We start from the raw sequence: 22,779 nt of genomic DNA, 5'->3' as shown, positions 1-22,779 counted from the left end.
GGCTGCGGACCTTTGTCGAAACAAAACAGGACACAGCCATGATTTTAGTAACCGGAGCTACCGGCCAGTTGGGGAAAGCCGTCATTGAACAACTGCTGCAAAAAACGTCCGCCGACCAGATTGCCGCCCTCGTGCGGGATGAGAACAAAGCTGCGTACTTAGTCGAGAAGGGCGTTGATCTACGCATTGGCCACTACGATGATACCAACTCGCTCGACAGAGCCATGCAGGGTATCGAAAAGGTACTGCTTATTTCAGGGGGTGATGCCGACAACGGTCTTCAGCAACATTACCATGTGGTCGATGCGGCAAAAAAAGCGAACGTATCGTGTATCGCTTACTCCAGCCGATCGATGCAAGATCCCAGCTCGCTGGCCAATGGGTTAATGACCCGCCATTTTGAAACCGAAGATTACATCAAAGCCAGCGGACTCGACTACGTGCTGTTTCGCAATATCTTGTACATGGATACGCTGCCTGTTTTTTTAGGACCATCTGTCCTGGATAGTGGTATTTTTCTGCCTGCTGGTCAGGGGAAAGTAGCCTTTGCCCTGCGCGCCGAGATGGGCGAAGCCATGGCTAACGTACTGGTAGATGCTCCCTGTAAAAACCAGGTCTATGATTTTACCGGCACTCAAGCATACTCGTTCGGGGACGTAGCGTCGGTCTTAACCGACCTGTCTGATAAAACGGTTACCTACACACCGGTTGATGCGTCTGCCTTTCAGAGCCAGATGAAGCAGCGGGGCATACCAGAAGGCATGATACAGCGAATCATTAACTTTATGACCGACATAAAAAATGGGCAGGAAGCCGGCGTAAGCACGGACCTGGAAAGGATATTGGGGCGAAAGCCGACTTCGCTCAGGGACGGTTTAAAATCGTTGTTTTTGTTATAGACAGGTCATCAGGCTTCGGTCGCCAGCCGAAGCCTGACCATCATAGAAATACAGCATGTCAAACGAGTCAATCTACCGCAATAACACCATCGCCGAGTATCACCAGTTGGTGGGGCTTCCCAAACCGCAACACCCCCTCATCAGCGTTGTCCGTTTTGAGGCCATGCAACGCCCCGTAGCCCATACGTCGCAAAGCCTGGTTAACAACTTTTACGCCATCGCCCTCAAGCGAAATTTTACGGGTAAGCTTAAGTACGGTCAACAGCCGTATGATTTCGACGAAGGCATCATGGTCTTTATAGCACCGGGGCAGATACTGACTGTTGAGACGAACGAACAGCTGAATCATTCAGGATGGCTACTGCTGGTTCATCCAGATCTGCTGTGGAACACCTCTTTGGCCAGAACCATCAAGCAATTCGAGTTCTTTAATTACTCCGTGTGCGAAGCGTTGTTCTTATCAGAGAAGGAAGAAACGACGATTACTAATCTTATGCTGACAATGGAGCAAGAATATCAGTCGAACATTGACTCGTTCAGTCAGCCCATTCTTGTTTCACAGCTTGAGACCTTGCTTACGTATGCGGAACGGTTCTATCGACGCCAGTTCGTTACGCGCAGGATAACCAACCACCAGGTACTGAATCGTCTCGAGGAGTTGCTGAACGACTATTTCAACAGCGATGATCTGTTGAGCAGAGGACTGCCTACTGTGGGGCAACTGGCCGACCAACTCAATTTATCTCCGACTTATTTAAGCGAATTACTGAAAGCCATAACGGGCCAGACGACGCAGCAGCATATTCACAATAAGCTGATTGAAAAAGCCAAGGAGCAATTGTCTACCACAGATTTATCTGTTGGGGAGATTGCGTACGGTTTAGGCTTTGAGCACCCTCAGTCATTTAGTAAGTTATTCAAGGCAAAAACGACTTTTTCTCCGCTGGAATTCCGACAGTCGTTTAATTAGTGCCGTTGCGATGGCGCTGCCTCATAGCCGAATTATGCCGTTTTACGATACCCTTGCTATGCTTTATACATCCGCTCAGGTGGCTGAATTACCCGCTGCCGGTTTTCGTCACCTCCTGGTCGAACGTAACGACCACGTATTAACCGTTACGCTCAACCGGCCGGAAAAGAAGAACGCCCTCAACCCGACCCTGCTCAACGAACTGGCTTTTGCTCTACACTACGCACACTACTACAGCGAGATCTGGATGGTGGTGCTGGGGGCCGCGGGCGATACGTTTTGCGCCGGTATGGACCTGAAAGCGTTGTCTGTGGGCGAGCAGGAGTCGCCTACCGTCCCGCCACCGTCCGGACCCGTTCGGTTGGGCGAATTGATGGCGGGTCTGCACAAACCCTGCATTGCCCGGGTGCAGGGGCCGGTGTATGCCGGTGGCTTTTTGTTGGTTGGGGGTAGTACGTACGTCGTTGCTTCGGAACGGGCTACGTTCAGTCTGCCCGAGGTGAAGCGCGGATTGTTTCCGTTTCAGGTGCTGGCAGTGCTGCTGGACATCATGCCCGCCCGAACGGCGCTTGATCTTTGTCTGCGAGCCCGAACGCTGACGGCCGCCGACGCTTTGGAAGTGGGGTTAGCCACTAGCGTAGTAGCCCCCGATCAACTTGATAATGCCGTACAAGAGCTGGTCGGCGAGTTGAAGCAGTATTCCCCAACGGCCATGCAATTCGGTTTGCGGGCATATCAGCAATTAAAAAGCCTGCCACCAGATCAGCAGCAGGCTTTTTTGTACGAGCAGTTTCAGGAGATCCAGCAAACGGCCGATGCGAAAGAGGGTATGGCCGCTTTTCTGGAAAAACGTTCGCCCCGGTGGAGCGGCCAGTAGCGGCTACAAATCCGGGCAGTTCTCGCGCCGACGGGTATCGATGATGCTCTGGATTTTCCAGTTGCCGTCCAGTTTGACCAGCGTGAAGGCATTAACCCCGCAGTGGCTCTTTTTCTGGTTGTAGTAAAACGTGTAGGGCGTCCAGACCGTAGCGAGTTCGCCGTCAATTTTGATTTCCATACCCGACAGCCGCTCATCGAGGGAGCCCGGTGTTTGTTTTCCCACCGACGTAATGAAGCCGGGAATGGCATCCTGCCGGACCGACACGACGCCTTCCTTATTTTTAGCGATGCTCTGCAACGTAGCGTTTGGCGCAAAAACAGATTTAAACAAGGTCGTATCTGATTTGCGCATACCGTCGAACATTCGGGTGATGGTGGCGCGAACGGCTTGTTCTTCCCCCGATTGGGCGATAGCTACTGAACAGATAAAGAGATTAACCAGGAGTAGAATGGCTTTCATGAAATGCGTTGGTTACGGCCCATGACAAAGTATAAGATGGCCCCCAAAAAAGGGAAAAATAAAATAACTAATACCCAAACAAGCTTATCGTTGCTCTCACGGAATGAACTGCGAAGGGCATCGATGAGTGCAATGAGCGGCAGTAGGACGAAAAACCCGATGACAGCCAACAGCACAGTTAGCTCGATATCACCCAATCCGATGAATAGCTCCATAAAGTGATTGATCAGGAATAAAACTCAAGATAGGATAAGGGTTATACAAACGAAAATAGGTTTACACAGACGGTAAATCTGGTAAACCTATTTTCAGCTAAGCGTTAGTTGCTTAAATATACTGGTTGATGATGGTCTCAAACAGCTCCTGCTTGCCGCTGATCTGCTTGGGCTCGCCATTGTCCATTGCGTACTGACGCAGGTCGGCCAACGTCAGCTCGCCCCGCTCAAAACGTGCCCCCTCACCACTGTCATAGCTCGCATACCGATCCGACCGCAACTTGCGGTACGGCGACTTCTCCAGGATGGCCTCCGCCACGATCGCGGCCCGCGCAAAAGCGTCCATCCCACCAATGTGGGCAATGAACAAGTCCTCCAGATCGGTCGAGTTCCTCCGCGTCTTGGCATCAAAGTTCACCCCGCCCGACTTCAGACCACCCGCTTCCAGGATCACCAGCATCGCTTCGGTCAGCTCATAGAGATCCATCGGGAACTGATCCGTGTCCCAGCCGTTCTGGTAGTCACCCCGGTTAGCATCGATCGAACCCAGCATGTTAGCATCGGCCGCTACCTGCAGCTCATGGGCAAAGGTGTGGTTGGCCAGCGTGGCGTGGTTGGTCTCGATGTTCAGCTCAAAGTCATCCTGCAACCCATGCCGGTTGAGAAAGCCCACCACCGTAGCCGCATCAAAGTCGTACTGGTGCTTGGAGGGCTCCATAGGCTTGGGCTCGATGTAGAAGGCCCCCTGAAAGCCCTGCTGGCGGGCGTAGTCCCGGGCCATCTGCAAAAAGCGCCCCAGGTGCTCGGTCTCCCGCTTCATGTTGGTGTTCAACAGCGACATGTAGCCTTCCCGACCTCCCCAGAAGGTGTAGCCTGAGCCGCCCAGCTCGATGGTGGCATCGATGGCGTTCTTGACCTGCCAGCCTCCATGGGCCAGCACGTGGAAGTCAGGGTTGGTCGAGGCCCCGTTCATGTAGCGCTCATGCGAAAAGAGGTTGGCCGTGCCCCACAGCAGCTTGACGCCACTGGCGGTCTGCTTCTGCTTGGCGTAGTCGACGATGGCGCGGAAGTTGCGCTCGAAGTCAGCGTTAGACTTACCCTCGGGGGCGACATCGACATCATGGAAGCAGTAGAACTCGATGCCCATCTTGGTGATGAACTCGAAGGCGGCATCCATCTTGTGGTGGGCGGCCGCCAGGGGGTCGGAGGTGGCCAGCTCATCCCAGGGGAAGTGTTTGGTGCCGGGTCCGAAGGGGTCGTTGCCGGTGCCGCAGAAGGAGTGCCAGTAGGCGACGGCGAATCGGAAGAGGTCCTTCATGGGCCTGCCCAGGATGGTTCGGTCGGCCTGGTAGAACTTGAAGGCGAGAGGGTTGTCGGAGTCACGTCCCTCGAAGGCGATGGGCTTGTCGACAAAGGGGAAGTAGGTCTTCTGGCCCAGGGTAAGCTTGATGTCTGACATGGTATTCAGCGGAAATTTTAGGGTATTAAGGCGGTGAAATTAGTCCCTTTACTCATAAGTCGGACAGGAAGTTTCTTTACGGAGCTGTTGTGCCGGTAGGCTTCGTTTTGATTTTACCTTGTTCGCTCAGGGCGCGGCTATCCTGACGGGTCATTTTTTTGATATACGCAACCCGGCGAAACCGGACTGCACTCCAGTCTTCATCGATGGCAACCTGTCGGACGCCCTCGAACCCGAGTTTGCCCAGTTCCCGCCAGCCCGTATCCCGGTTGAAGTCGCACTTGTGCTTTTTAGACGACCCCTTTGGATACGCGAACCAAAGCAACCCGTCGCCCTGCAGCCGTTCAGCGAGAACCGGTACCAACTCATCCAGTTGCTTCTGAGTTTTTACGAAAGCGAGCATAAACTGCCCCTCCTGGATTTGCTCAGGGTCGTTGCAAATCGAGACCATCGGCTTTACATCTTCCAGCACGGGCAGAAATTCATCCGGCGCATTAAAGACGGCTACCTCAGTCTGATTTTTTAAGTTCAGTTTCTGGAAAACAGCATTCATGATAGTACCGGTGTTATGTCTGTAGTATTGGCCATCAATTTTTCCAGCCACCGTTCGTACGCATCGGTGAACCGGGCCTGATCCCGGATGTCGGCATCGATCGTTTTCGTTACGTGCAGGCCCACGAACGCTTCGTCGCGGTTTTTGTAATAACCCAGCCCCAGGCCGGCTCCCCGGGCGGCTCCCTGCGCGCCGTCGGTGTTATAAAGTTGAATTTCAGCGCCGGTCAGCGTTGCTAACGTATCGCGGAAGAGGGGGCTCAGGAACATGTTGGCTTCTCCGGCCCGGATGGTTTTGAGGCCGACTCCGACCTGCTCCATCACCTTGATGCCGTAGTACAGCGCGAACACAATGCCCTCCTGCGCGGCCCGAACCAGGTGCGGCAGACCGTGGCGGGTCAGTTGGAGGCCGTGGAACGAAGCACCCAGGTCGCGGTTTTCGAGTACCCGCTCGGCTCCGTTACCGAACGGCAGGCAAACGAGTCCGTCGGCACCTACCGGCGCGTGGGCGGCAATGGTATTCATGTCGGCGTAGCTCACCGAGTTGCGGAGGAGCTGGTTGCGCAGCCAACTGTTCAGGATACCCGTACCGTTAACGCACAGTAATACGCCATACCGCGCGGCTTCGGGCGTACTGCTGACGTGCAGGAACGTATTGACCCGCGACTGCGCATCGTACTCGGCCTTGTCGCTGACACCATAGACAACCCCCGACGTACCAGCCGTAGCAGCAATTTCACCCGGTTCAAGGACGTTGAGCGAGAACGCGTTGTTAGGCTGATCGCCGGCGCGGTACGTAACGGGCGTACCGGCCGCCAGTCCCAGTTCGGCGGCAGCCTCTGCACTCAGTTGACCCTGCTCAGCGAACGTAGGGCGAATCGTTGGGATAAGCGACGAATCGAAGCCGTAGTAATCGAGCAGAAAATCGGCGGGCTGACTCTGCTGAAAATCCCAGAAAATACCTTCCGACAGCCCCGATGCGGTCGTTACAATCTCGCCGGTCATGCGGGCCGCCAGGTAATCGCCGGGGAGCATAAACTTATCGACCTGCGCATAGACATCCGGTTCGTTGGCTTTCACCCACGCCAGTTTGGCGGCCGTAAAGTTGCCGGGCGAATTGAGCAGATGCCGGAGCGTACGGTCGTGGCCAAGTGCGTCGAATGCCCGGTTGCCGTAGGGTACGGCCCGACTGTCGCACCAGATAATGGATGGACGCAGTACGTTGAAATTTTTATCCACCACAACCAGACCGTGCATCTGATAGGAGATACCGATGGCCTTGACAGCCTCCGGTGCTACGCCAGCCTGCTGGATCACCGCTTTAGAAGCCTGACAGGCGTTTTTCCACCAGGCTTCGGGGTTTTGTTCGGCGAAGCCCGGCTGCGGGGCGTCGATGGCCATTTCGGTTTCAGGAAAAAAAGCAGAGGCTACGGCTGTGCCGGTTTCGGCGTCTAACAGGCAGGCTTTCACGGATGAACTGCCCAGATCGAATCCAAGGAAATACATTGGCAAGAAGGTTTACAGGTTTTGGTTTACGGTTGAGTGCAGCGAACAGTGAGTACAGCATTCAAGAGGCCACAAACCGATTGCAAAATACGCAATCCGGTACAGACCTCCGCATCGGCCACTCCCTCGAACTCTTTCGGGCACTGCGGAAAGCTTTTCTGGTTTTCGTTTCTTTGTGGTCTGAACAAGTGTTTTTACCCGTATGAGTCCGGTGCTGGACATGACTATCGATGAACTGTTCGACCAGTTCGATTCCCTGCGTGTGTTGATTATTGGTGATGTGATGCTCGATTCGTACGTATGGGGTCGTGTCGAACGGATTTCGCCCGAAGCGCCCGTGCCGGTCGTAACGGTTCAGCGCCGGGAGCTGCGGCTGGGTGGGGCGGGCAACGTACTGCTGAACGTACAGGCATTGGGAGCCGAAGCCATCATATGCTCAGTGATTGGCACCGATGGGCCGGGCGATATGCTGGAAGGCCAGCTTTGCGACCGGGGCCTGAACTGCGACGGCCTAATCCGGTCCGATTCTCGCATTACGACGATCAAAGAACGCATTATCGCCGGATCGCAGCAGGTTGTGCGCGTCGATACGGAAACGGATAAGACTATCACTGCCGAAGAGCAGGCGAAGCTGGTGGCGAAGGCCAAAGAATTGATTCCGACCTGCCATGTTATCATCTTTGAGGATTATGACAAGGGGGTACTGAGCAGGGACGTTATTGCCGAAATAACCGACTTTGCCAACGAGAAAGGCATCCCAACGGTTGTTGATCCCAAGAAGCGAAACTTTCTGGCGTACCACAACACCACGCTGTTCAAACCAAATTTGAAAGAACTGCGCGAAGGGCTTAAGCTCGATTTTGAGGTCGATAATGCCGATGAATTTCAGATGGCAGTTAACCAGTTGAAGGAACAATTGAATCTGAAAGGGGCGCTCATTACGTTGTCGGAGCGGGGTGTGTTTATCGACTATAACGGCGAACAGCACCTGCTTCCGGCCCACGTTCGGCAAATCTCCGACGTATCGGGCGCGGGCGATACGGTGATCAGCATTGCCGCCTGCTGCGTGGCCCTGAAGCAGCCGCCCCACGTCATTGCGGGCTTATCGAACCTCGGCGGTGGCCTGGTCTGCGAATCGGTAGGCGTCGTGCCGATTGATAAGGCCCAATTGAAAGAAGAAGCTAAGGAGAAGTTATTGCTTAAGTTTTAGCTTGTGGCTGTTGCAAAAGTAAATCAGTATATAATAAAACTGATCAGGTATTGGTAGGGCAATTACCATTCCGCCTTGCTCAACTGAAGTAAAGCGTAAGTACTTCTTTAGATTGTAAGCCATAGCTGCCACATACATCACTTTGGTCGCGGCTTCTCGGCTCCGAGTGTTGATTTGATGCAAGCCATAGTAGTTGATCAGGCTTCCTGAGACGGGCTCCACCGTTGCCGAACGGATTCGCATCATGCGCTTGCCGAGCCGACTCGATAAGCGCTTCAACATTCGCTCGTATTGGGCTTTGTAGTAGGTATGATGCAAGCGCTTTTCCTTAGCCTTTTTACCCTTACAATGCTCACGAATGGGGCAGTCCTTACAATCGGATGCCTTGGCCAGATAGCGCTTCTTAGGATTGCTTGGCTTATCGACTACCAGTCGATCCCCAAAGGCCAGTTGTTTACCTTGGCTACATGTACAACTGTCACTAGGTGCATCGTAAGTAAAGTTGGAGCGCTCGTCTTTGTACTTGCCATGAGGGGGAATAAAGCCGTTCAGTCCGCGATTTTCAAGTTGCTCGTAGTTCTCTCCCGGACAATAATCTGCATCAGCCACTACGTTGCTTATGGCAATGCCAAACCCTTTCAGACGGTCTTGAGTACGGGGCGTTTAACAAATTCAAGTAGCTCTCTACCTTAAACCAGTTTAAACCCGAACCCCCTAAACAGTTAAGAGACGACTTAGTTTTGAGCCTATATAATCTATTTTCTTATGGAGGAGCAATCGCAAGACCCCATCCTTATCCACTCAGGGAGATACAGCAGCAAACAGATGACAGCTTCCTCAGAGAAAGTCGGGATTGGTATCAGTTCCTGCTCCAGCTCAGCGTGGCGGCACTAACAAAACTGCTCAGGAATTTGCTCGACCAGCCTGAGCAATTGATAGGCTAGCCCTTGTCTCTCATAAACGCTTCACCAATTGGATGTCACCTGTTTCTTGATGAAGGAACTCAACCATTGCTGTTGATTGGAAAAAGCGTTCACGAAGCCGTTGCGCTTTTCACGCGCTTACGTTGGAAAATGCAAATTAGAGAATCGGAGAGTTTGTAATCTTTTACTTTCCTGATTAGCGGTAAAGTACTATTTTGACAAATTGACCTTTCATCTCTTCAAACGCGTGTAGGCAGGCGCGCCCCTGCATCAATTACCCGTTTAAAAGAAAATGGTTTACGCCTAGCATGAGCCGAATTAGCGGATTCAAATGATTTGAATTTCCTTCGAACAATTTGGCTGCAACGGCCTCTACGCCGGAGCAAAACAGCATCTTCCCTTCATGCTGTGGCCTAGCCAGCGGGCTTTTTGATGATTAAATTTTCTGACCCACAAGGCAGGGCCATTACCTCATTCTCTATTCATTTTGCGAACTGCCTTTAGGACAAAAGAGTCTCTTGCAGACAGGTCGAGGGCTTGACCGATGCGGCTCGCTCGTTAAGTAAACCTTTAAAAGACTTGCTGGTACCGCCTGGACGATGCTGATAGTCCCCTATCAGAACAACACTGTGCAGCCTGCAGAAGGATGACCCTTCTGCTGTAGGGCGACAAGGTGAATGGGCTTGTTGACAACCGACACGACAGGTTGATTCATCAAGCTTACGGTGGGATGATTTGGCTCAGCCTGAAGGAACGATTCGTAAGGGGGTGACTGGTTTGCCCCGTACGTACGACATTTCCTTCTGAGAACCCAACCGCGTCGCTCGATAAGCGCGGGTGTGGATGCTTGTTAGGGAAAAACTTCTTGGTTGATTTTTCGCCTTTTAACCTACGCTTCAGGTAGGTGTCTTAACAAGATATTGTTGCTGAAGGACTCATTTAGGCCTTGTGCTAAGCGCTGAGGCTGGTCTAAAGACGGCACGATAGCTTGTGACTTCAGTCGATTCGTTTCCTCACGCTTAACCCCAAGTTACTATGTTGGCCATGAATTTTCGCGGGCCCCGGCAAATCCGGGTAGACCGTAACAAGCCCGAGCCAGAGATCAAGCATCCCTATGATGCCATTGTCCGGGTTACCCGATCCCTGGTTTGCGGCTCAGACCTGCACCTGTACCACGGCCGGGTGCCCGATACCCGGGTGGGCATGACCTTTGGTCATGAATTTACCGGCATCGTAGAAGAGGTAGGCTCGGGCGTACAGAAACTGAAAGTGGGTGACCACGTGCTGGTGCCGTTTAACATCGCCTGCGGCACCTGCCCGCATTGCAAGCAGGAACTCTACGGCAACTGCCATGAGTCAAACCCGGAAGCTACCGCCGTCGGCGGCTTTTTTGGCTATGCCCACACAGCCGGTGGTTATGACGGCGGACAGGCCGAATACGTTCGGGTACCATACGCCGATGTGAGCCCCACTAAAATTCCCGACGGAATGGACCTGGAGAATGCCGTCCTGCTGACGGACGTCGTGCCGACCGGCTACCAGGCTGCCGAGCAGGGCGGCATCCAGAAAGGCGATACCGTAGTGGTGTTTGGCGCTGGCCCGGTGGGTCTGATGGCCGCCCGCTTTGCCTGGTTTTTCGGAGCTACCCGCGTCATTGTGATCGACCATGTCGACTACCGCCTGGAGTTTGCCCGCCGGTTTGCCTTTGCCGAGGCTTACAACTTCCGGGAAATGAAAGACCCGGTCCTGTTCCTGAAAAAAGCCACCGATTACTTTGGCGCCGACGTATGTATTGATGCGGTAGGCTGCGATGCCTCCGGCGGTCTCCTGCAGGAGATTACCGGCAAGGGACTGATGCTGCAGGCCGGCAATGCCACCGCGCTGCACTGGGCGATTAACTCCGTCAAAAAAGGCGGCATCGTTTCTATTATCGGGGTTTACGGTCCTCCCTGGAATCTGGCACCCATTGGGAGTCTCATGAACAAAGGGATTACCGTACGGGCCAACCAGGCCTCGGTCAAACGGCTGCTGCCCAAGCTGATCGATCACATAATGAGCGGCCGAATCAATCCCAAGGAAATCATTACACACCGGCTGCCGCTGGAAGAGGTGTCGGATGCCTACCGCATGTTTTCCAGTAAGCTGGACCACATAGTCAAACCTTTATTGATTCCGCCACGCGCCAATGCGATTTAACCCCTTATCATATGCAACCCGTATTAGAAGATAGAATCGACGAATTTCAGGACCGCAAGATTGCGGACCGAAACCTAAATAACCGCGTCAAAGACATCCCCGGCTGGGGCATGGATGCCGATCCGGAAAATGACCCCACCTACCCCATGAAACATTGGAACGGGGCGGACCACGAGCGGCTCAATTATAAAAAAGCCCCCCAGCAGCGCATCGACATCGAGGTCTTTCATTCGGTGGAGCGACCGGGCGTTACCCGGGTCTTTGGTACGTCAACACCGCCTTCGGGTCTGAGTGGAGCTATCCGTCGCTACGCCTACAAGTATAGCGAAGCGACCGCTACGCACTGGATGACGCTCATACTGGCCGACCGGATCAATGCCATTGAGGGCAAGCTCGATGACTTAAGACACGGCATTCTTCCCAACCCCTGGATTGAGCGGGGCTGGCGAGCGGAATGGAAGCACAATCGCCCTGCTTTTGTCCGAAAGGCAGCGACTACGGCCCTGCTGATCACGGCCGGTCTTATGCTGCTGAAACGGGAAAGCAAACGGAAGTAGGTTGTAGCCAGCAGGTCGCCTTAATTGGATCAACCCAGAAGTTGGTATTCACTGAACACGTTTGGGTTGATCCTTTTTGAATCCTTCTGTTGTGTAGGAACGTAGAATTTTAAACAGGCTTTATGCACAATCATCGGCCAACCGACCGGCTCGAATATTTTAGTGATGCTATTCTGGCTATCGCAGCAACATTGCTTGCTACCGAATTGCCGAAACCCGAAACAGAAACAGGCTTGCTGCAGGCCGTCGCCAAAGAATGGCCATCGTATGCTGCCTTTGCTGCGTCTTTCCTGTTTATCTGCATTGCCTGGTCTAACCATCACAACATATTTATTTACATCAGGCAGACGGATCAGTACCTGCTCATCCTGAATACTCTGTTTTTGATCTTCGTGACACTGCAGTCGTTTACCACCGGCTTATTAGCACAGCATGTAGGCAAACCAGACGAGCGTACGGCAGCCTTGATCTATCATGCTACACTGTTGTTGATGACATTCTTTTACAATTGTGTCTGGTGGTACGCAATTAGAAAGGATGAACTGTTGGAAGATGGCACAGATAAGCGGCTCATTCGTTCCCTTACAAAAGAATATGCAATTGTCCCTGGGCTGCACCTGGCGGCCTTGATCATTTGTCTGTGGAGTGTTCCTTTCAGTATTATACCTGTTTTGTTACTATACGTCTATTTCGCCCTGCCCAGAGCAAGTGAAAAAAAGATCAACGAGACGGGTCATTCCATTAAGAATAGCTTGGCATAGGATCGGGTTTACCTGTACCATGTCAATTAAACCGATCCAATCATGAGTACAAGCAGTCATCAACTGGAACCAGTCTTTTCCGACGATATCTACCAGTTAACCGGTGTGGCGATTGCCAAAGACGGTCGTTTGTTTAGCTGTTATCCATTATGGCCCGGGCCCCATCGGTACAGTGTTGTTGAAATCTTCCCCAATAACCGGGTGAAACCGTATCCGGATGAGCAATGGAACAGTTGGCAGGAAGGGGACGACGGAACGAACAAATGGGTTTGTGTGCAGGCCGTGTACGTTGATAATGAGAACAACTTGTGGGTGGTGGACCCAGCCTGCCCGAACATGGAACAGGTGTATGACACTAGTTTTAAGCTGGTCAAGTTCAATCTGGCTACCGACAGCATCGAAGATGTGTACCGGTTTGAGGGCGTACTGAGCAACAAAAGCTATATCAACGATGTGCGGGTCGATACCCGTAGAAACGTAGCATATTTAACCAACTCCAATGAAGGGGGCATTGTGGTGGTTAATCTGGAGACGGGAACAATCCGGGAGGTGTTGCACAACCATCCGTCGGTAAAACACGACCCTTCCTTTACCCTGATTGTGGACGGGAAGGAATTTAAAAAGCAGGGGCAGCCGGTACACCTTCAATCCGATGGCATTGCCTTAACACCGGATGGCGAATGGCTGTATTACAAACCGCTCACCGACAACAAGCTCTACCGCATCCAGACGGACTATTTGCGGGACGAGGCATTGCCGGACGATCAACGGGAGGCTGCGGTGGAAGATTTGGGCAGGTTTGCGGTCACGGACGGGATGATCTTCGACACTAACGGCAACCTGTACCTGGGCGATTACCAGAACTACAAACTGGTCCGAATAACGCCTGAACACAAGCTGGAAGATGTCGTGGCCGATGAAAGGCTGATCTGGCCGGATAGTTATTCCATTTCGACGGATAACTATTTGTACATCAGTTGCTCCCAGATCAACAAGCAGCCCGATTACAACGAAGGTGAAAACAAACGAACTACCCCGTATGCCATTTACCGGATGAAGTTGCCTGATACCTAAGAGGGGGGGCTTGCCAGTCCTGGATTGAGCGGGGCTGGCGAGTGAAATAGGTGGTTAAGCAGGTAAACAAACCTTATATCTTTCTAAAACTATGGCAAACAAAAAGCAGCCCGTGTCGAGTGTACTGGGCATGGGACAGGTTGAACCAGACACCAGTGGTTCCAGTCAAATCAATGTTGGCAATACGGAGCGGATCTGGTCGGTGGCAGGTGGAGCGCTGTTAGCCACGTACGGCTTACGGCGGGGTTCGTTTAGCGGGCTAGTACTGGCCACACTGGGCGGATTTATGGTCTATCGGGGGGCGTCGGGCTATTGCCCCATGAACCAGGCGGTGGGGCGAAATACGGCCGAGCCAACCGCTGAAGACAAGTCGATGGATTCGATTGAAATCGCCAAAAGCCTGACGATCAACAAACCGCGCAAAGAGGTATACGCCTACTGGCGGCAACTGGAGAACCTGCCCCGGTTTATGTTTCACCTGAGCGAGGTTCGACAACTCGATAACAAACGGTCGCATTGGGTAGCGAAGCTCTCGGATAGTCTCCTTGCTAAAACGCTGGGAACGGTAGAGTGGGATGCGGAGATCCTGGAAGAGGTAAAAAACGAGCGATTGGTCTGGAAATCAGTCGCCGACGCCCGGATTGACAACGCGGGTGAAGTCCGTTTTGTCGATGCGCCCAATGGTCAGGGTACGGAAGTGCACGCGGTTATCAAGTACCGTCCACCAGCCGGGCAATTGGGCGGTGCGATCATGAAACTGTTTAACCCGGCTTTTGAGCAAATGATCAAGCAGGACCTGCGCCGGTTCAAGCAATTGCTGGAAACCGGCGAAATTACGACCATTGAAGGGCAGCCGTCCGGTCGAAAAAGTGAGCAACAATCCGGTAAGAAACCTGTATCTGAACACGCTAAAGTAGACGAAAAACATGAAAGCGCTATGTTATAATGGTGTTGGCGACCTGCGCACAGAGCGGGTTCCCGACCCAACCATCATCAACCCCAAAGATGCGATTCTGCGGGTTATTCTGTCATCGGTTTGCGGCTCCGACCTGCACCTGCTCAATGGCTACGTGCCAACGATGCGCGAAGGCGACATCATTGGCCATGAGTTTATGGGCGAAGTCGTCGAAATAGGCTCCGAGGTGAAGAATCTGAAAAAAGGCGACCGCGTCGTGGTGTGCTCGATTCTGGGGTGTGGCGAGTGTCAATATTGCCAGAGTACGCAATTTTCACTCTGCGACAACTCCAATCCCCACGCCTGGATACCAGAAAAAGCCTACGGGGATTCGCCAGCCGGGATTTTCGGGTACTCCCATGCCTTTGGCGGCTATGCCGGTTCGCATGCCGATTACATTCGCGTGCCGTATGCCGACCGGGGCTGCTTTGTCATTCCCGAAGGCTTGCCCGACGAAGCCGCTGTGTTTGCCTCGGATGCCCTCCCGACGGGCTTTATGGCGGCTGATTTAGCCGACATCCAGCCGGGCGACGTGGTGGCCATCTGGGGATGCGGAGGAGTTGGCCAGATGGCCATTCAAAGTGCGTTTCTGCTGGGCGCGTCCCGCGTGATTGCCATCGACCGTGAACCCGACCGGCTGCGAATGGCGAAAGACATCAGTGGAGCCGAAGTGCTGGATTTCTCGAAAGTCGATATTCAGGAAGCGTTGCGTGAGATGACCGGTGGGCGTGGCCCCGACCGCTGCATCGACTGCGTGGGCATGGAAGCGGTCAGCGAAGGGCTGGATTATTATTACGATAAAACCAAGCAGTTTGTCCGGCTGGAATCCGATCGGCCGATTGTACTGCGGGAAGCCATCCTGGCCTGTCGGAAAGGCGGAACCGTTTCGATTATCGGTGTTTATGGCGGTTTGGTAGACAGCATCCCGATGGGTGCGGCCATGAATAAAGCCCTGACCTTCCGGATGGGTCAGCAACACGGGCAGCGGTATATTCCCCGGTTGCTGGAACATCTGCAAAAAGGAGAGCTTAATTCAGGCTTTTTACTAACGCACAAAATGTCGCTCGATGAGGGCATGACAGGCTACGATCTATTCAATAAGAAAGAAACCATGCGGGTTGTGTTTGCTCCGTAATAGCCGGTTAGACTCTTGTATAAGGCGGGTTACCAACCTTCTTATAAGGAGTAAATTCTAAACCAGTGTAGCTGTACTAGTCATTCCGACTCTGTGCAGAATGACTAGTACAGCTACTTCTGACTTGAATAGCAAACGTTGCAACCCTATGCCGGATCAGAAACTCGATTCGCTAACTAACAACCACGAACCAGCAGCGGTTACACAAGGAAAGCCATCTATAATCCTAGTGAATTCTTCGTCTGAACAGGGCCACGAGGGCTTCATCCGCGTGCGCGGAGCCGGACAGCATAATCTTAAAAATATCGACGTAGCCATTCCTCGGGATGCCCTGGTGGTGTTTACGGGCATCTCCGGTTCCGGTAAATCATCCCTGGCTTTCGGTACCCTCTACGCCGAAGCCCAACGCCGGTCCAACTGATAGAGGGCTAAGACAAGTCGAGTTCGGGTGGTAGTGAAGTCGCAGAACACTCGTGTCGCGGTTGTTGCGCGATGGTGTCATTACCGGTCATATACCCGACCGAAAACTGGTACGTGTTGAGCGCAGGAAAGCGGTAGAATAGGTTGCCGTGCCCAGAGAGTATAGCTGATTACTTACTGATCACAGCCGCCACCCGTTTGTCAATGGCATCCTTGCCTTCTTCTGTACCCAGCCCGTAATCAAGTAGTTTGGTACCTGAGTCGAACAGCAACCAGAGCGGCACCGCATTTAGCCTGTATTTCCGATCCAGTCTGGCAAAGGATGTCCCCTGGTTAACCAGATATTGTTCCCAAGGCATGGCTTCCTGCTGCAAAGCCCTGCGCCAGTGATCTTCCCGCTTGTCAATGGAAATACTCGATATAGCAAGTTTGTCTTTATTTGCCTCGTAGAGTGCCTTAATGTGCGGGATCTCCCGGCGACAAGGGCCGCACCAGCTAGCCCAGAATACGACCAGGTTGTACTTCGCCGGATGGATGATGGCGGACGTTAACGAATTGTCCGCTTTTTTCAGGACAACATCAGCCGGAAAATCCGATCCGGATTTTTTATAGGTGGCATAGGCTTGCAGGTCTTGATAGACAGAGATAGTATGCAAACGCTCATCAAATAGCGACAGGAGTTCTGTTACTTCGGACGAGGTCAGGCTGTACTTGCTTTCATTTAGTGTGTTTAGTAAATAAACTGAATACGGATAGCGACGAACAAGGGCGCGATTGTGTTCTTCGGGCGATTGCGCTTTCACCGGCTTGCTGCTGAAACGCAGGTGTTTGAATGCCACAGCCGTTTGTGGCTTAACGTCTACAAACCGAAGCCCCAGTTTAACCAAACCATGCGGACCTACTGCAGGATCTCTTTCCAGATACGTAGTACCCGGCTCAAGGTAAAAAATACTCTCGTAGGTTCGCTCAAGAAAAGGGTTAGTGTAGCCAAGTACCTGATAAGGTGATGTGGGGTTACCGGTTTCATGGCCAATTCGGACTCTGACGGGTGTATAATCATTGCCAGAGTTGACGGTGAATTTGAACTTGCCTTGTTTAACTACCGAGGAATCCAGTGCACGCGCTGTTTCGAGGTCTTCCAGATAGAGTGTCTTTCCCTCCAGGTAAGAATGCGTATCGGTTAAGTCGCCCATGACGATCATCTGCTCCTCGGTAGGCGTTGATTGACAGCTTGGACACGCTAAAGCCACCAGGGAGAGGAAAAACAGGGGTACTGAAGCCCGGAAAAGATCAATCAGTAAAGTTTTCACAGTAAGGCAGGTTTAATTAGTAATAAATATATAATTTTCTTGTATATAACGAGATATAGCATGAGTTGTTTTAAGGAAGTTAATCAACCTTTTAGATGACATACAATGCAAAAGGGGGCAGTAGGCCCCCTCTACATGTACGATTCTAGTAAATTCGCAGCGTCACACACTGACGCCTGGAGCAACACCCAGTTCCTTCACCGCATCAATAAAGCACCGGGCCTTATCCCGGTCGGTGTCCGGATAGATACCGTGCCCGAGGTTGGCGATGTAATGCTGATGCCCGAAGGCGCTCAGCATCTGTTTCACTTCCGTACGTATCTGGGCAAAGTCAGCATAGAGCACACAGGGGTCTAGGTTACCCTGTAAGACCTTGTTCGGTATTAACGCCCGGGATTCGTGCGGGTCCATATTCCAGTCCAGACCAACCACCGAGCAACTCAGTTGACCAATCTCGTGCCGGGCAAAAAATGCGCCTTTGGCAAAAACAGTGACGGGCACCGGTGCATGATCGACAATGCCGTCGTGGACTTCGCTGCCCAGCGCGTCGCAAATCTGCTGAATGTACGGCAGCGAAAATGTGCGGTACTGCTCTGGCGAGAGAATGCCCGCCCACGAATCAAAAATCTGCACCAGATCAGCCCCCGCCCGAACCTGCGCTTTGAGGTAGGCAATGGTGCTGTCGGTGATCTGCCGAAGCAGCGTATGAGCAAAGTGAGGATCGGTATACAGTAATTTCTTGGCAACCGAGAACGTTTTGGAGCCTTTGCCCTCGGTCATGTAGCAGAAGATCGTGAACGGAGCACCGGCAAAACCGATCAGCGGCACGCGCCCATTCAGCTCTTTTTTGGTCAGTTTGATGGCATCCAGTACGTAACCAAGGTCCGTTTCCGGATCGGCTACCCGCAGTCTATTAAGATCGGCCGATGAACGTACCGTTTGCGGAAAAACCGGTCCCCGGGCTTCGATCATCTCGTAGGGAAGCCCCATCGCTTCGGGCACCACCAGAATGTCGGAGAAAATAATGGCCGCATCGACCCCAAAAGCGTCAACGGGCTGGATGGTCACTTCGGCCGCCAGTTCAGGTGTTTTGGCTAACGTAATGAAACTTCCGGCACGTTCCCGAACGGCTCTGTATTCGGTCAGTACGCGCCCGGCCTGGCGCATCATCCAGACCGGAACCCGTTCAGTCAGTTCACCCCGCGCAACGCGCAGCAGCAGATCATTTTGCAAAGTCATGGTGCAAAGGTAGTCAGAATCGCAAGGGCGACCCCGCGGGAGTTAACTGATTTATTGATTGACTGATTTCAGCCAGATGCGGAACGCTTACGAACTCATGTAACTAAGATAAAATCAGGAAAATCGGTGTTCAGGCTTTTATATCAAACGTTCGTTTGGTAAAATTGCCGTCGGAACGAAACGCTGATTATGCCCATTCAGAAAGTCACCCGGGACGAAATACTCCAGAAAGCGCTGGGGGTATTCAAACGGCAGGGATACCACCGCACGACGATGGATGACCTGGCGCGGGCGTGTGGCTTACTGAAAGGAAGCTTTTATTACTACTTCGACAGCAAAGAAACGCTGATGAAGGAAGTGCTCTGGTGGGTAAACCGTACCAGCGAGCAACGTATTTTCTCCGTTGCTTATCAGCACGAGTTACCCCCCGACGAACGACTGGGGCTTTTTCTGGACCGCCTGTACGCGGCCGTACTAGTATCCGAAGGCGGCTGCATCATGGGGAATACCGTACTCGAAACGGCCATGATAACCGACGAGTTTAAGGAGCCGATGCTGGTTTTCTTTACAAATTGGACCAATGCCGTTGCGCATATCTATGAGACTGCGTATCCAACCGCACAGGCTTTGAAACTGGCTCAGCAACTGGCGGCTGAAATAGAAGGCTCACTGCTTCTGGTGAAACTGGGTAGTCCGGAATCGCTGCTGCGGGATTGCCGGGAACGGGCGATTAACCGACTTAACGTGCCAATGCATGACTGTACTTCGAACCCCTGACGATCGATTTGAGAAGCTACCCGGCTATCCGTTTATCCCTAACTACGTGGATGTTGGCGGCCTGCGGATGCACTACGTTGATGAAGGCCCACGGCAGTCGGCGGAGGTAGTGCTGATGCTACACGGTGAGCCTACCTGGTCGTATCTATACCGCACAATGATTCCCGTTGTTGCCAGGGCGGGTTACCGGGTTATCGCACCGGATCTTATCGGTTTTGGGAGGTCCGATAAAGTGGTTGAGCCGGATGTGTACTCGTATCAGCAGCATGTCGATTGGCTCACTGTGTTCATTAACGCTCTGGATCTACGTAGCATAACCCTCGTTTGCCAGGATTGGGGGGGCCTGCTGGGGTTGCGAGTGGCGGCCGAAAACCAGGAACGGTTTGCACGTATCACGGCGTCTAACACTGGTCTGCCGACGGGTGATCAGCCTCCCTCGGCCGCCTTTCTGCAATGGCAGCAGTTCTCTCAGACGGTACCTGAACTACCGATTGGTTTCATCGTCAGTGGAGGCTGTGTAAACAAGCTACCTGCTGAAGTCATCGCGGCTTACGATGCGCCCTTCCCGGACGAATCGTATAAAACGGCGGCCCGCGTATTTCCAAAATTAGTACCCACATCGCCCGGCGATCCGGCCGCGGCTGCAAACGGAGCGGCCTGGCAGACGCTCAAACAGTGGCAAAAACCGTTCCTGACGGCCTTTGGGGATAAAGACCCCATCACGGCCGGGGCCGATCGTATTTTACAAGCGCTCATTCCTGGTGCCAAAAACCAGCCCCACACAACACTCACGGGCGGAGGGCACTTCATCCAGGAAGATAAAGGAGAGGAATGGGCACAATTAATCGTACAGTTTATTCAACAGAATCAGACGTAATCACTATGCAACTCAAACGTGTGGTCGTAACGGGTCTGGGTGCCCTCACACCTATTGGCAATACTGTCGCCGAATACTGGAACGGTCTGGTGTCGGGCAAAAGCGGAGCTGCGCCGATTACCAAGTTTGATACAACGTTATTCAAAACCAGGTTCGCCTGCGAGATTAAAGGCTTTGATCCGCTCAATTTTTTTGATAAGAAAGAAGCCCGCAAGATGGATGGCTACTCGCATTACGCCATCGTAGCCGCTGACGAAGCCATTGCCGACGCTGGTCTAGCTGACAGTGGTGTCAATAAGCAACGCGTGGGTGTCATCTGGGCGTCGGGCATCGGCGGTCTGTATAGCTTTCAGGAGGAAGTTATAGCCTACGCAAACGGCAACCGGAATCCACGGTTCAGCCCATTCTTCATTACCAAAATGATCGCCAATATGGCATCCGGTCTGATCTCGATCCGGCACGGCTTCATGGGGGTCAACTTTACTCCGGTATCGGCCTGTGCATCATCGACGCACTCGCTGATAGAAGCTTACAACCACATCCGGCTGGGCAAAGCCGATGTGATTGTAACCGGAGGTTCAGAGTACGTCGTGACGGAATCGGCCGTTGGGGGGTTCAGCAACATGAAGGCGCTGTCGGAACGTAACGACGATCCGGCTGCGGCATCGCGGCCGTTCGACGCCAACCGCGACGGTTTTGTGCTGGGCGAAGGGGCCGGTGCTATTGTGCTGGAGGAATACGAACACGCCAAAGCCCGCGGTGCCCGAATCTACGCCGAACTGGTCGGTACGGGGGCTACCGCCGATGCCTACCACATGACCGGCACGCACCCGGAAGGGCTCGGCGCTGCCATGGCCATGCAGGAAGCGTTACGGGAAGCGGGGCTGCAACCGGCCGACGTTGACTACCTGAACGTTCACGCTACGTCGACCCCGATTGGTGACGTCAGCGAGGCCAAAGCGATTGAAACCGTGTTTGGGTCAACTCCCGAGCGGCTGCACATCAGCGCAACAAAATCCATGACGGGGCATTTGCTCGGAGCCGCCGGGGCTATTGAGGGCGTAGCGGGTATCCTGGCTATGCAGCATAATTGCATTCCACCGACGATTAACCAGCAGGATCGCGACGAGCACGTACCGGCGGGGTTTGATCTGACCCCGAATGTAGCGGTTGAAACTACCGTGGACGTCGTGATGAGTAATACGTTCGGATTTGGGGGCCACAACGCGATTGTCGTGTTTCAGCGGGTGTGAGGATTTCCTAAGATTTCCCAATTTTGCCAAAATTAGGAAATCCTGCTCATGCCGTCTCTCTTTATCGATACCGAACGTTTGCGTGATCTTAACAGCGGCCTGGGGCAGGTCTGCCTGCACCTGGGCCGTGAACTGATCCGCCAGCGGCCCGACGGCTGGACGTTAACGTTTCTGGTCCCCAAGGGACAACAGGGTATCTTCGGCGATGACGTAAGCTACGTTGAAGCGTCGTGGTGGCGAAAAATCTGGCTGGGCGGTCGGTACGATGTCTGGCATTGCCTGCATCAGGATTCCATCTATCTGCCCGTATCGCCCACCAAACTGATCCTGACAATCCACGACCTGAACTTCCTCGATCGGCCGGATTACCCATCTGTCAAAAAAGCCCGAAAGCTGAGCCTGTTGCAACGCAAACTTAGCCGGGTCTCGGCCCTGGCGGCTATTTCGGAGTTTACGGCCTCGGTCGTGGGGGAGCATTTGAACGTATCGAAACACCTGCCGGTACGGGTCATTTATAACGGTAACTCATTGGCAAACCTTACCATCCCGGTTCAGGAAGCGGCCTCGACGATCCGGACTGACCAGCCGTTTTTTCTGTCCGTAGGCGTTATCCATCCCAAGAAAAACGTCCACGTGCTGCTACCGTTTCTGGAAGCGTTTCCGGATTATCAACTCATTCTGGCCGGTCCTGATGGTCACCCGTACGCCCAGCATGTTCTGGAGCAGGCGCATAAGATTGGTGTAGCCGACCGATTGATTATGCCCGGTACCGTAGACGAAGCCACAAAAATCTGGCTTTATGCCCACTGCGAAGCGTTTCTGTTTCCGTCGCTCTCCGAAGGGTTCGGATTACCGGTGGTTGAAGCCATGTCGTTTGGAAAGCCCGTGTTCTGCTCCAACCTGACCAGCTTGCCGGAAATTGGCGGTCGTGAAGCCGTGTACTTTACGTCGTTTGAGCCGGATGATATGGTTGATACGTTCCGGCAGGGTATGATGGATTACCACGACGACCCGCTCAAAGCCGAACGGCTACGCTGGCAGGCCAACCGTTTTAGCTGGGAAAAAGCCGCAAAGGCATACTGGGCGTTGTATCAGGAGGTGATTGAGGCTCCGCGTTGATTTCTTTGCGACCTTTGCAGGAGCCTTCGCGCC

Annotated in this window: 22 protein-coding genes and 1 pseudogene; 15 read left to right on the top strand and 8 right to left on the bottom strand. The window is 53.1% G+C overall.

The annotated features are described in order from the left end of the window. Positions 1-38 precede the first annotated feature (38 nt). From BN8_RS24290 to BN8_RS24280, 3 genes are read left to right on the top strand one after another with little or no spacing between them, the layout of a single operon-like run. Positions 39-899, top strand: coding sequence for an SDR family oxidoreductase (locus BN8_RS24290; RefSeq protein ID WP_040006828.1), 861 nt, complete (start codon positions 39-41; stop codon positions 897-899). A 55-nt stretch (positions 900-954) separates the two neighbouring features. Next, positions 955-1,869, top strand: a complete 915-nt coding sequence (locus BN8_RS24285) for a helix-turn-helix domain-containing protein (RefSeq protein WP_009284596.1) — start codon at positions 955-957, stop codon at positions 1,867-1,869. Positions 1,870-1,927: 58 nt separating this feature from the next. Continuing rightward, a complete protein-coding gene (locus BN8_RS24280) occupies positions 1,928-2,746 on the top strand; it encodes an enoyl-CoA hydratase-related protein (RefSeq protein WP_040006826.1) in 819 nt (272 codons plus the stop codon). A 3-nt stretch (positions 2,747-2,749) separates the two neighbouring features. Here BN8_RS24280 and BN8_RS24275 read toward each other — a convergent pair whose 3' ends face one another. The 5 genes from BN8_RS24275 to BN8_RS24255 all read right to left on the bottom strand — a co-directional run bounded on the left by BN8_RS24275 (position 2,750) and on the right by BN8_RS24255 (position 6,940). Further along, entirely contained in the window at positions 2,750-3,208 is a 459-nt protein-coding gene (locus BN8_RS24275; protein ID WP_009284594.1) for a nuclear transport factor 2 family protein, read from the bottom strand. Further along, a complete protein-coding gene (locus BN8_RS24270; protein WP_040006494.1) occupies positions 3,205-3,423 on the bottom strand; it encodes a PLDc N-terminal domain-containing protein in 219 nt (72 codons plus the stop codon). Before BN8_RS24270 ends, BN8_RS24275 begins: the two co-directional genes overlap by 4 nt. Before the next feature lie 112 nt (positions 3,424-3,535). Beyond that, a complete protein-coding gene (gene xylA, locus BN8_RS24265; protein ID WP_009284593.1) occupies positions 3,536-4,882 on the bottom strand; it encodes a xylose isomerase in 1,347 nt (448 codons plus the stop codon). Positions 4,883-4,958: 76 nt separating this feature from the next. Beyond that, a complete protein-coding gene (locus tag BN8_RS24260) occupies positions 4,959-5,435 on the bottom strand; it encodes a hypothetical protein (protein ID WP_009284592.1) in 477 nt (158 codons plus the stop codon). Then, the gene (locus tag BN8_RS24255) at positions 5,432-6,940 is read right to left on the bottom strand and encodes a xylulokinase (protein WP_009284591.1); all 1,509 of its coding nucleotides are present in this window, start codon (positions 6,938-6,940) and stop codon (positions 5,432-5,434) included. Before BN8_RS24255 ends, BN8_RS24260 begins: the two co-directional genes overlap by 4 nt. 202 nt (positions 6,941-7,142) lie before the next feature. Here BN8_RS24255 and BN8_RS24250 point away from each other — a divergent pair, with 202 nt between their 5' ends. Next, the gene (locus BN8_RS24250; protein WP_009284590.1) at positions 7,143-8,150 is read left to right on the top strand and encodes a bifunctional heptose 7-phosphate kinase/heptose 1-phosphate adenyltransferase; all 1,008 of its coding nucleotides are present in this window, start codon (positions 7,143-7,145) and stop codon (positions 8,148-8,150) included. Here the strand turns inward: BN8_RS24250 and BN8_RS24245 are convergent. Next, the gene (locus BN8_RS24245) at positions 8,133-8,759 is read right to left on the bottom strand and encodes a transposase (protein ID WP_009284589.1); all 627 of its coding nucleotides are present in this window, start codon (positions 8,757-8,759) and stop codon (positions 8,133-8,135) included. The genes BN8_RS24250 and BN8_RS24245 overlap by 18 nt on opposite strands. A 1,349-nt stretch (positions 8,760-10,108) precedes the next feature. On the opposite strand from BN8_RS24245, the gene BN8_RS24240 reads away from it, so the two are divergent. The 7 genes and pseudogenes from BN8_RS24240 to BN8_RS24210 form a co-directional block, all read left to right on the top strand. Continuing rightward, positions 10,109-11,269, top strand: coding sequence for a zinc-dependent alcohol dehydrogenase (locus tag BN8_RS24240; protein WP_009284588.1), 1,161 nt, complete (start codon positions 10,109-10,111; stop codon positions 11,267-11,269). Positions 11,270-11,280: 11 nt separating this feature from the next. Continuing rightward, positions 11,281-11,826, top strand: a complete 546-nt coding sequence (locus BN8_RS24235) for a hypothetical protein (protein ID WP_009284587.1) — start codon at positions 11,281-11,283, stop codon at positions 11,824-11,826. Between the two features lie 122 nt (positions 11,827-11,948). After that, a complete protein-coding gene (locus tag BN8_RS24230) occupies positions 11,949-12,587 on the top strand; it encodes a TMEM175 family protein (protein ID WP_009284586.1) in 639 nt (212 codons plus the stop codon). A 42-nt stretch (positions 12,588-12,629) separates the two neighbouring features. Next, positions 12,630-13,661 carry an SMP-30/gluconolactonase/LRE family protein gene (locus BN8_RS24225; protein WP_009284585.1) on the top strand — a complete coding sequence of 344 codons (1,032 nt, stop codon included), beginning with the start codon at positions 12,630-12,632 and terminating at the stop codon, positions 13,659-13,661. 91 nt (positions 13,662-13,752) lie between these two features. Continuing rightward, positions 13,753-14,607 carry an SRPBCC family protein gene (locus tag BN8_RS24220; RefSeq protein WP_009284584.1) on the top strand — a complete coding sequence of 285 codons (855 nt, stop codon included), beginning with the start codon at positions 13,753-13,755 and terminating at the stop codon, positions 14,605-14,607. Continuing rightward, on the top strand, positions 14,588-15,751 hold the full coding sequence (locus BN8_RS24215) for a zinc-dependent alcohol dehydrogenase (RefSeq protein ID WP_009284583.1): 1,164 nt from the start codon (positions 14,588-14,590) through the stop codon (positions 15,749-15,751). Before BN8_RS24220 ends, BN8_RS24215 begins: the two co-directional genes overlap by 20 nt. Before the next feature lie 148 nt (positions 15,752-15,899). After that, a pseudogene (locus tag BN8_RS24210) lies at positions 15,900-16,163 on the top strand (hypothetical protein); the annotation flags it as partial. Between the two features lie 178 nt (positions 16,164-16,341). On the opposite strand, the gene BN8_RS24205 reads toward BN8_RS24210, so the two are convergent. After that, positions 16,342-17,481, bottom strand: a complete 1,140-nt coding sequence (locus tag BN8_RS24205) for a TlpA family protein disulfide reductase (RefSeq protein ID WP_040006492.1) — start codon at positions 17,479-17,481, stop codon at positions 16,342-16,344. 162 nt (positions 17,482-17,643) lie between these two features. After that, positions 17,644-18,720, bottom strand: a complete 1,077-nt coding sequence (gene hemE / locus BN8_RS24200) for a uroporphyrinogen decarboxylase (RefSeq protein ID WP_009284580.1) — start codon at positions 18,718-18,720, stop codon at positions 17,644-17,646. A gap of 189 nt (positions 18,721-18,909) precedes the next feature. Here hemE and BN8_RS24195 point away from each other — a divergent pair, with 189 nt between their 5' ends. Genes BN8_RS24195 through BN8_RS24180 form a run of 4 tightly spaced genes read left to right on the top strand, consistent with a single transcriptional unit; the run spans position 18,910 to position 22,746 of the window. Next, positions 18,910-19,497, top strand: coding sequence for a TetR/AcrR family transcriptional regulator (locus tag BN8_RS24195; protein ID WP_009284579.1), 588 nt, complete (start codon positions 18,910-18,912; stop codon positions 19,495-19,497). Further along, on the top strand, positions 19,475-20,374 hold the full coding sequence (locus tag BN8_RS24190) for a haloalkane dehalogenase (RefSeq protein ID WP_009284578.1): 900 nt from the start codon (positions 19,475-19,477) through the stop codon (positions 20,372-20,374). Before BN8_RS24195 ends, BN8_RS24190 begins: the two co-directional genes overlap by 23 nt. A gap of 5 nt (positions 20,375-20,379) precedes the next feature. Continuing rightward, positions 20,380-21,627: a beta-ketoacyl-ACP synthase II gene (gene fabF, locus BN8_RS24185; protein ID WP_040006491.1), complete on the top strand. Its 1,248-nt coding sequence runs from the start codon at positions 20,380-20,382 to the stop codon at positions 21,625-21,627. 48 nt (positions 21,628-21,675) lie between these two features. Further along, complete coding sequence (locus BN8_RS24180) at positions 21,676-22,746, top strand: glycosyltransferase family 4 protein (protein ID WP_009284576.1); 1,071 nt, start codon at positions 21,676-21,678, stop codon at positions 22,744-22,746. Positions 22,747-22,779 lie beyond the last annotated feature (33 nt).

It is taken from the genome of Fibrisoma limi BUZ 3, from assembly GCF_000296815.2.
In the GTDB taxonomy this organism is placed as follows: domain Bacteria; phylum Bacteroidota; class Bacteroidia; order Cytophagales; family Spirosomataceae; genus Fibrisoma; species Fibrisoma limi.
This window is presented reverse-complemented; position numbering and strand designations above follow the sequence as displayed.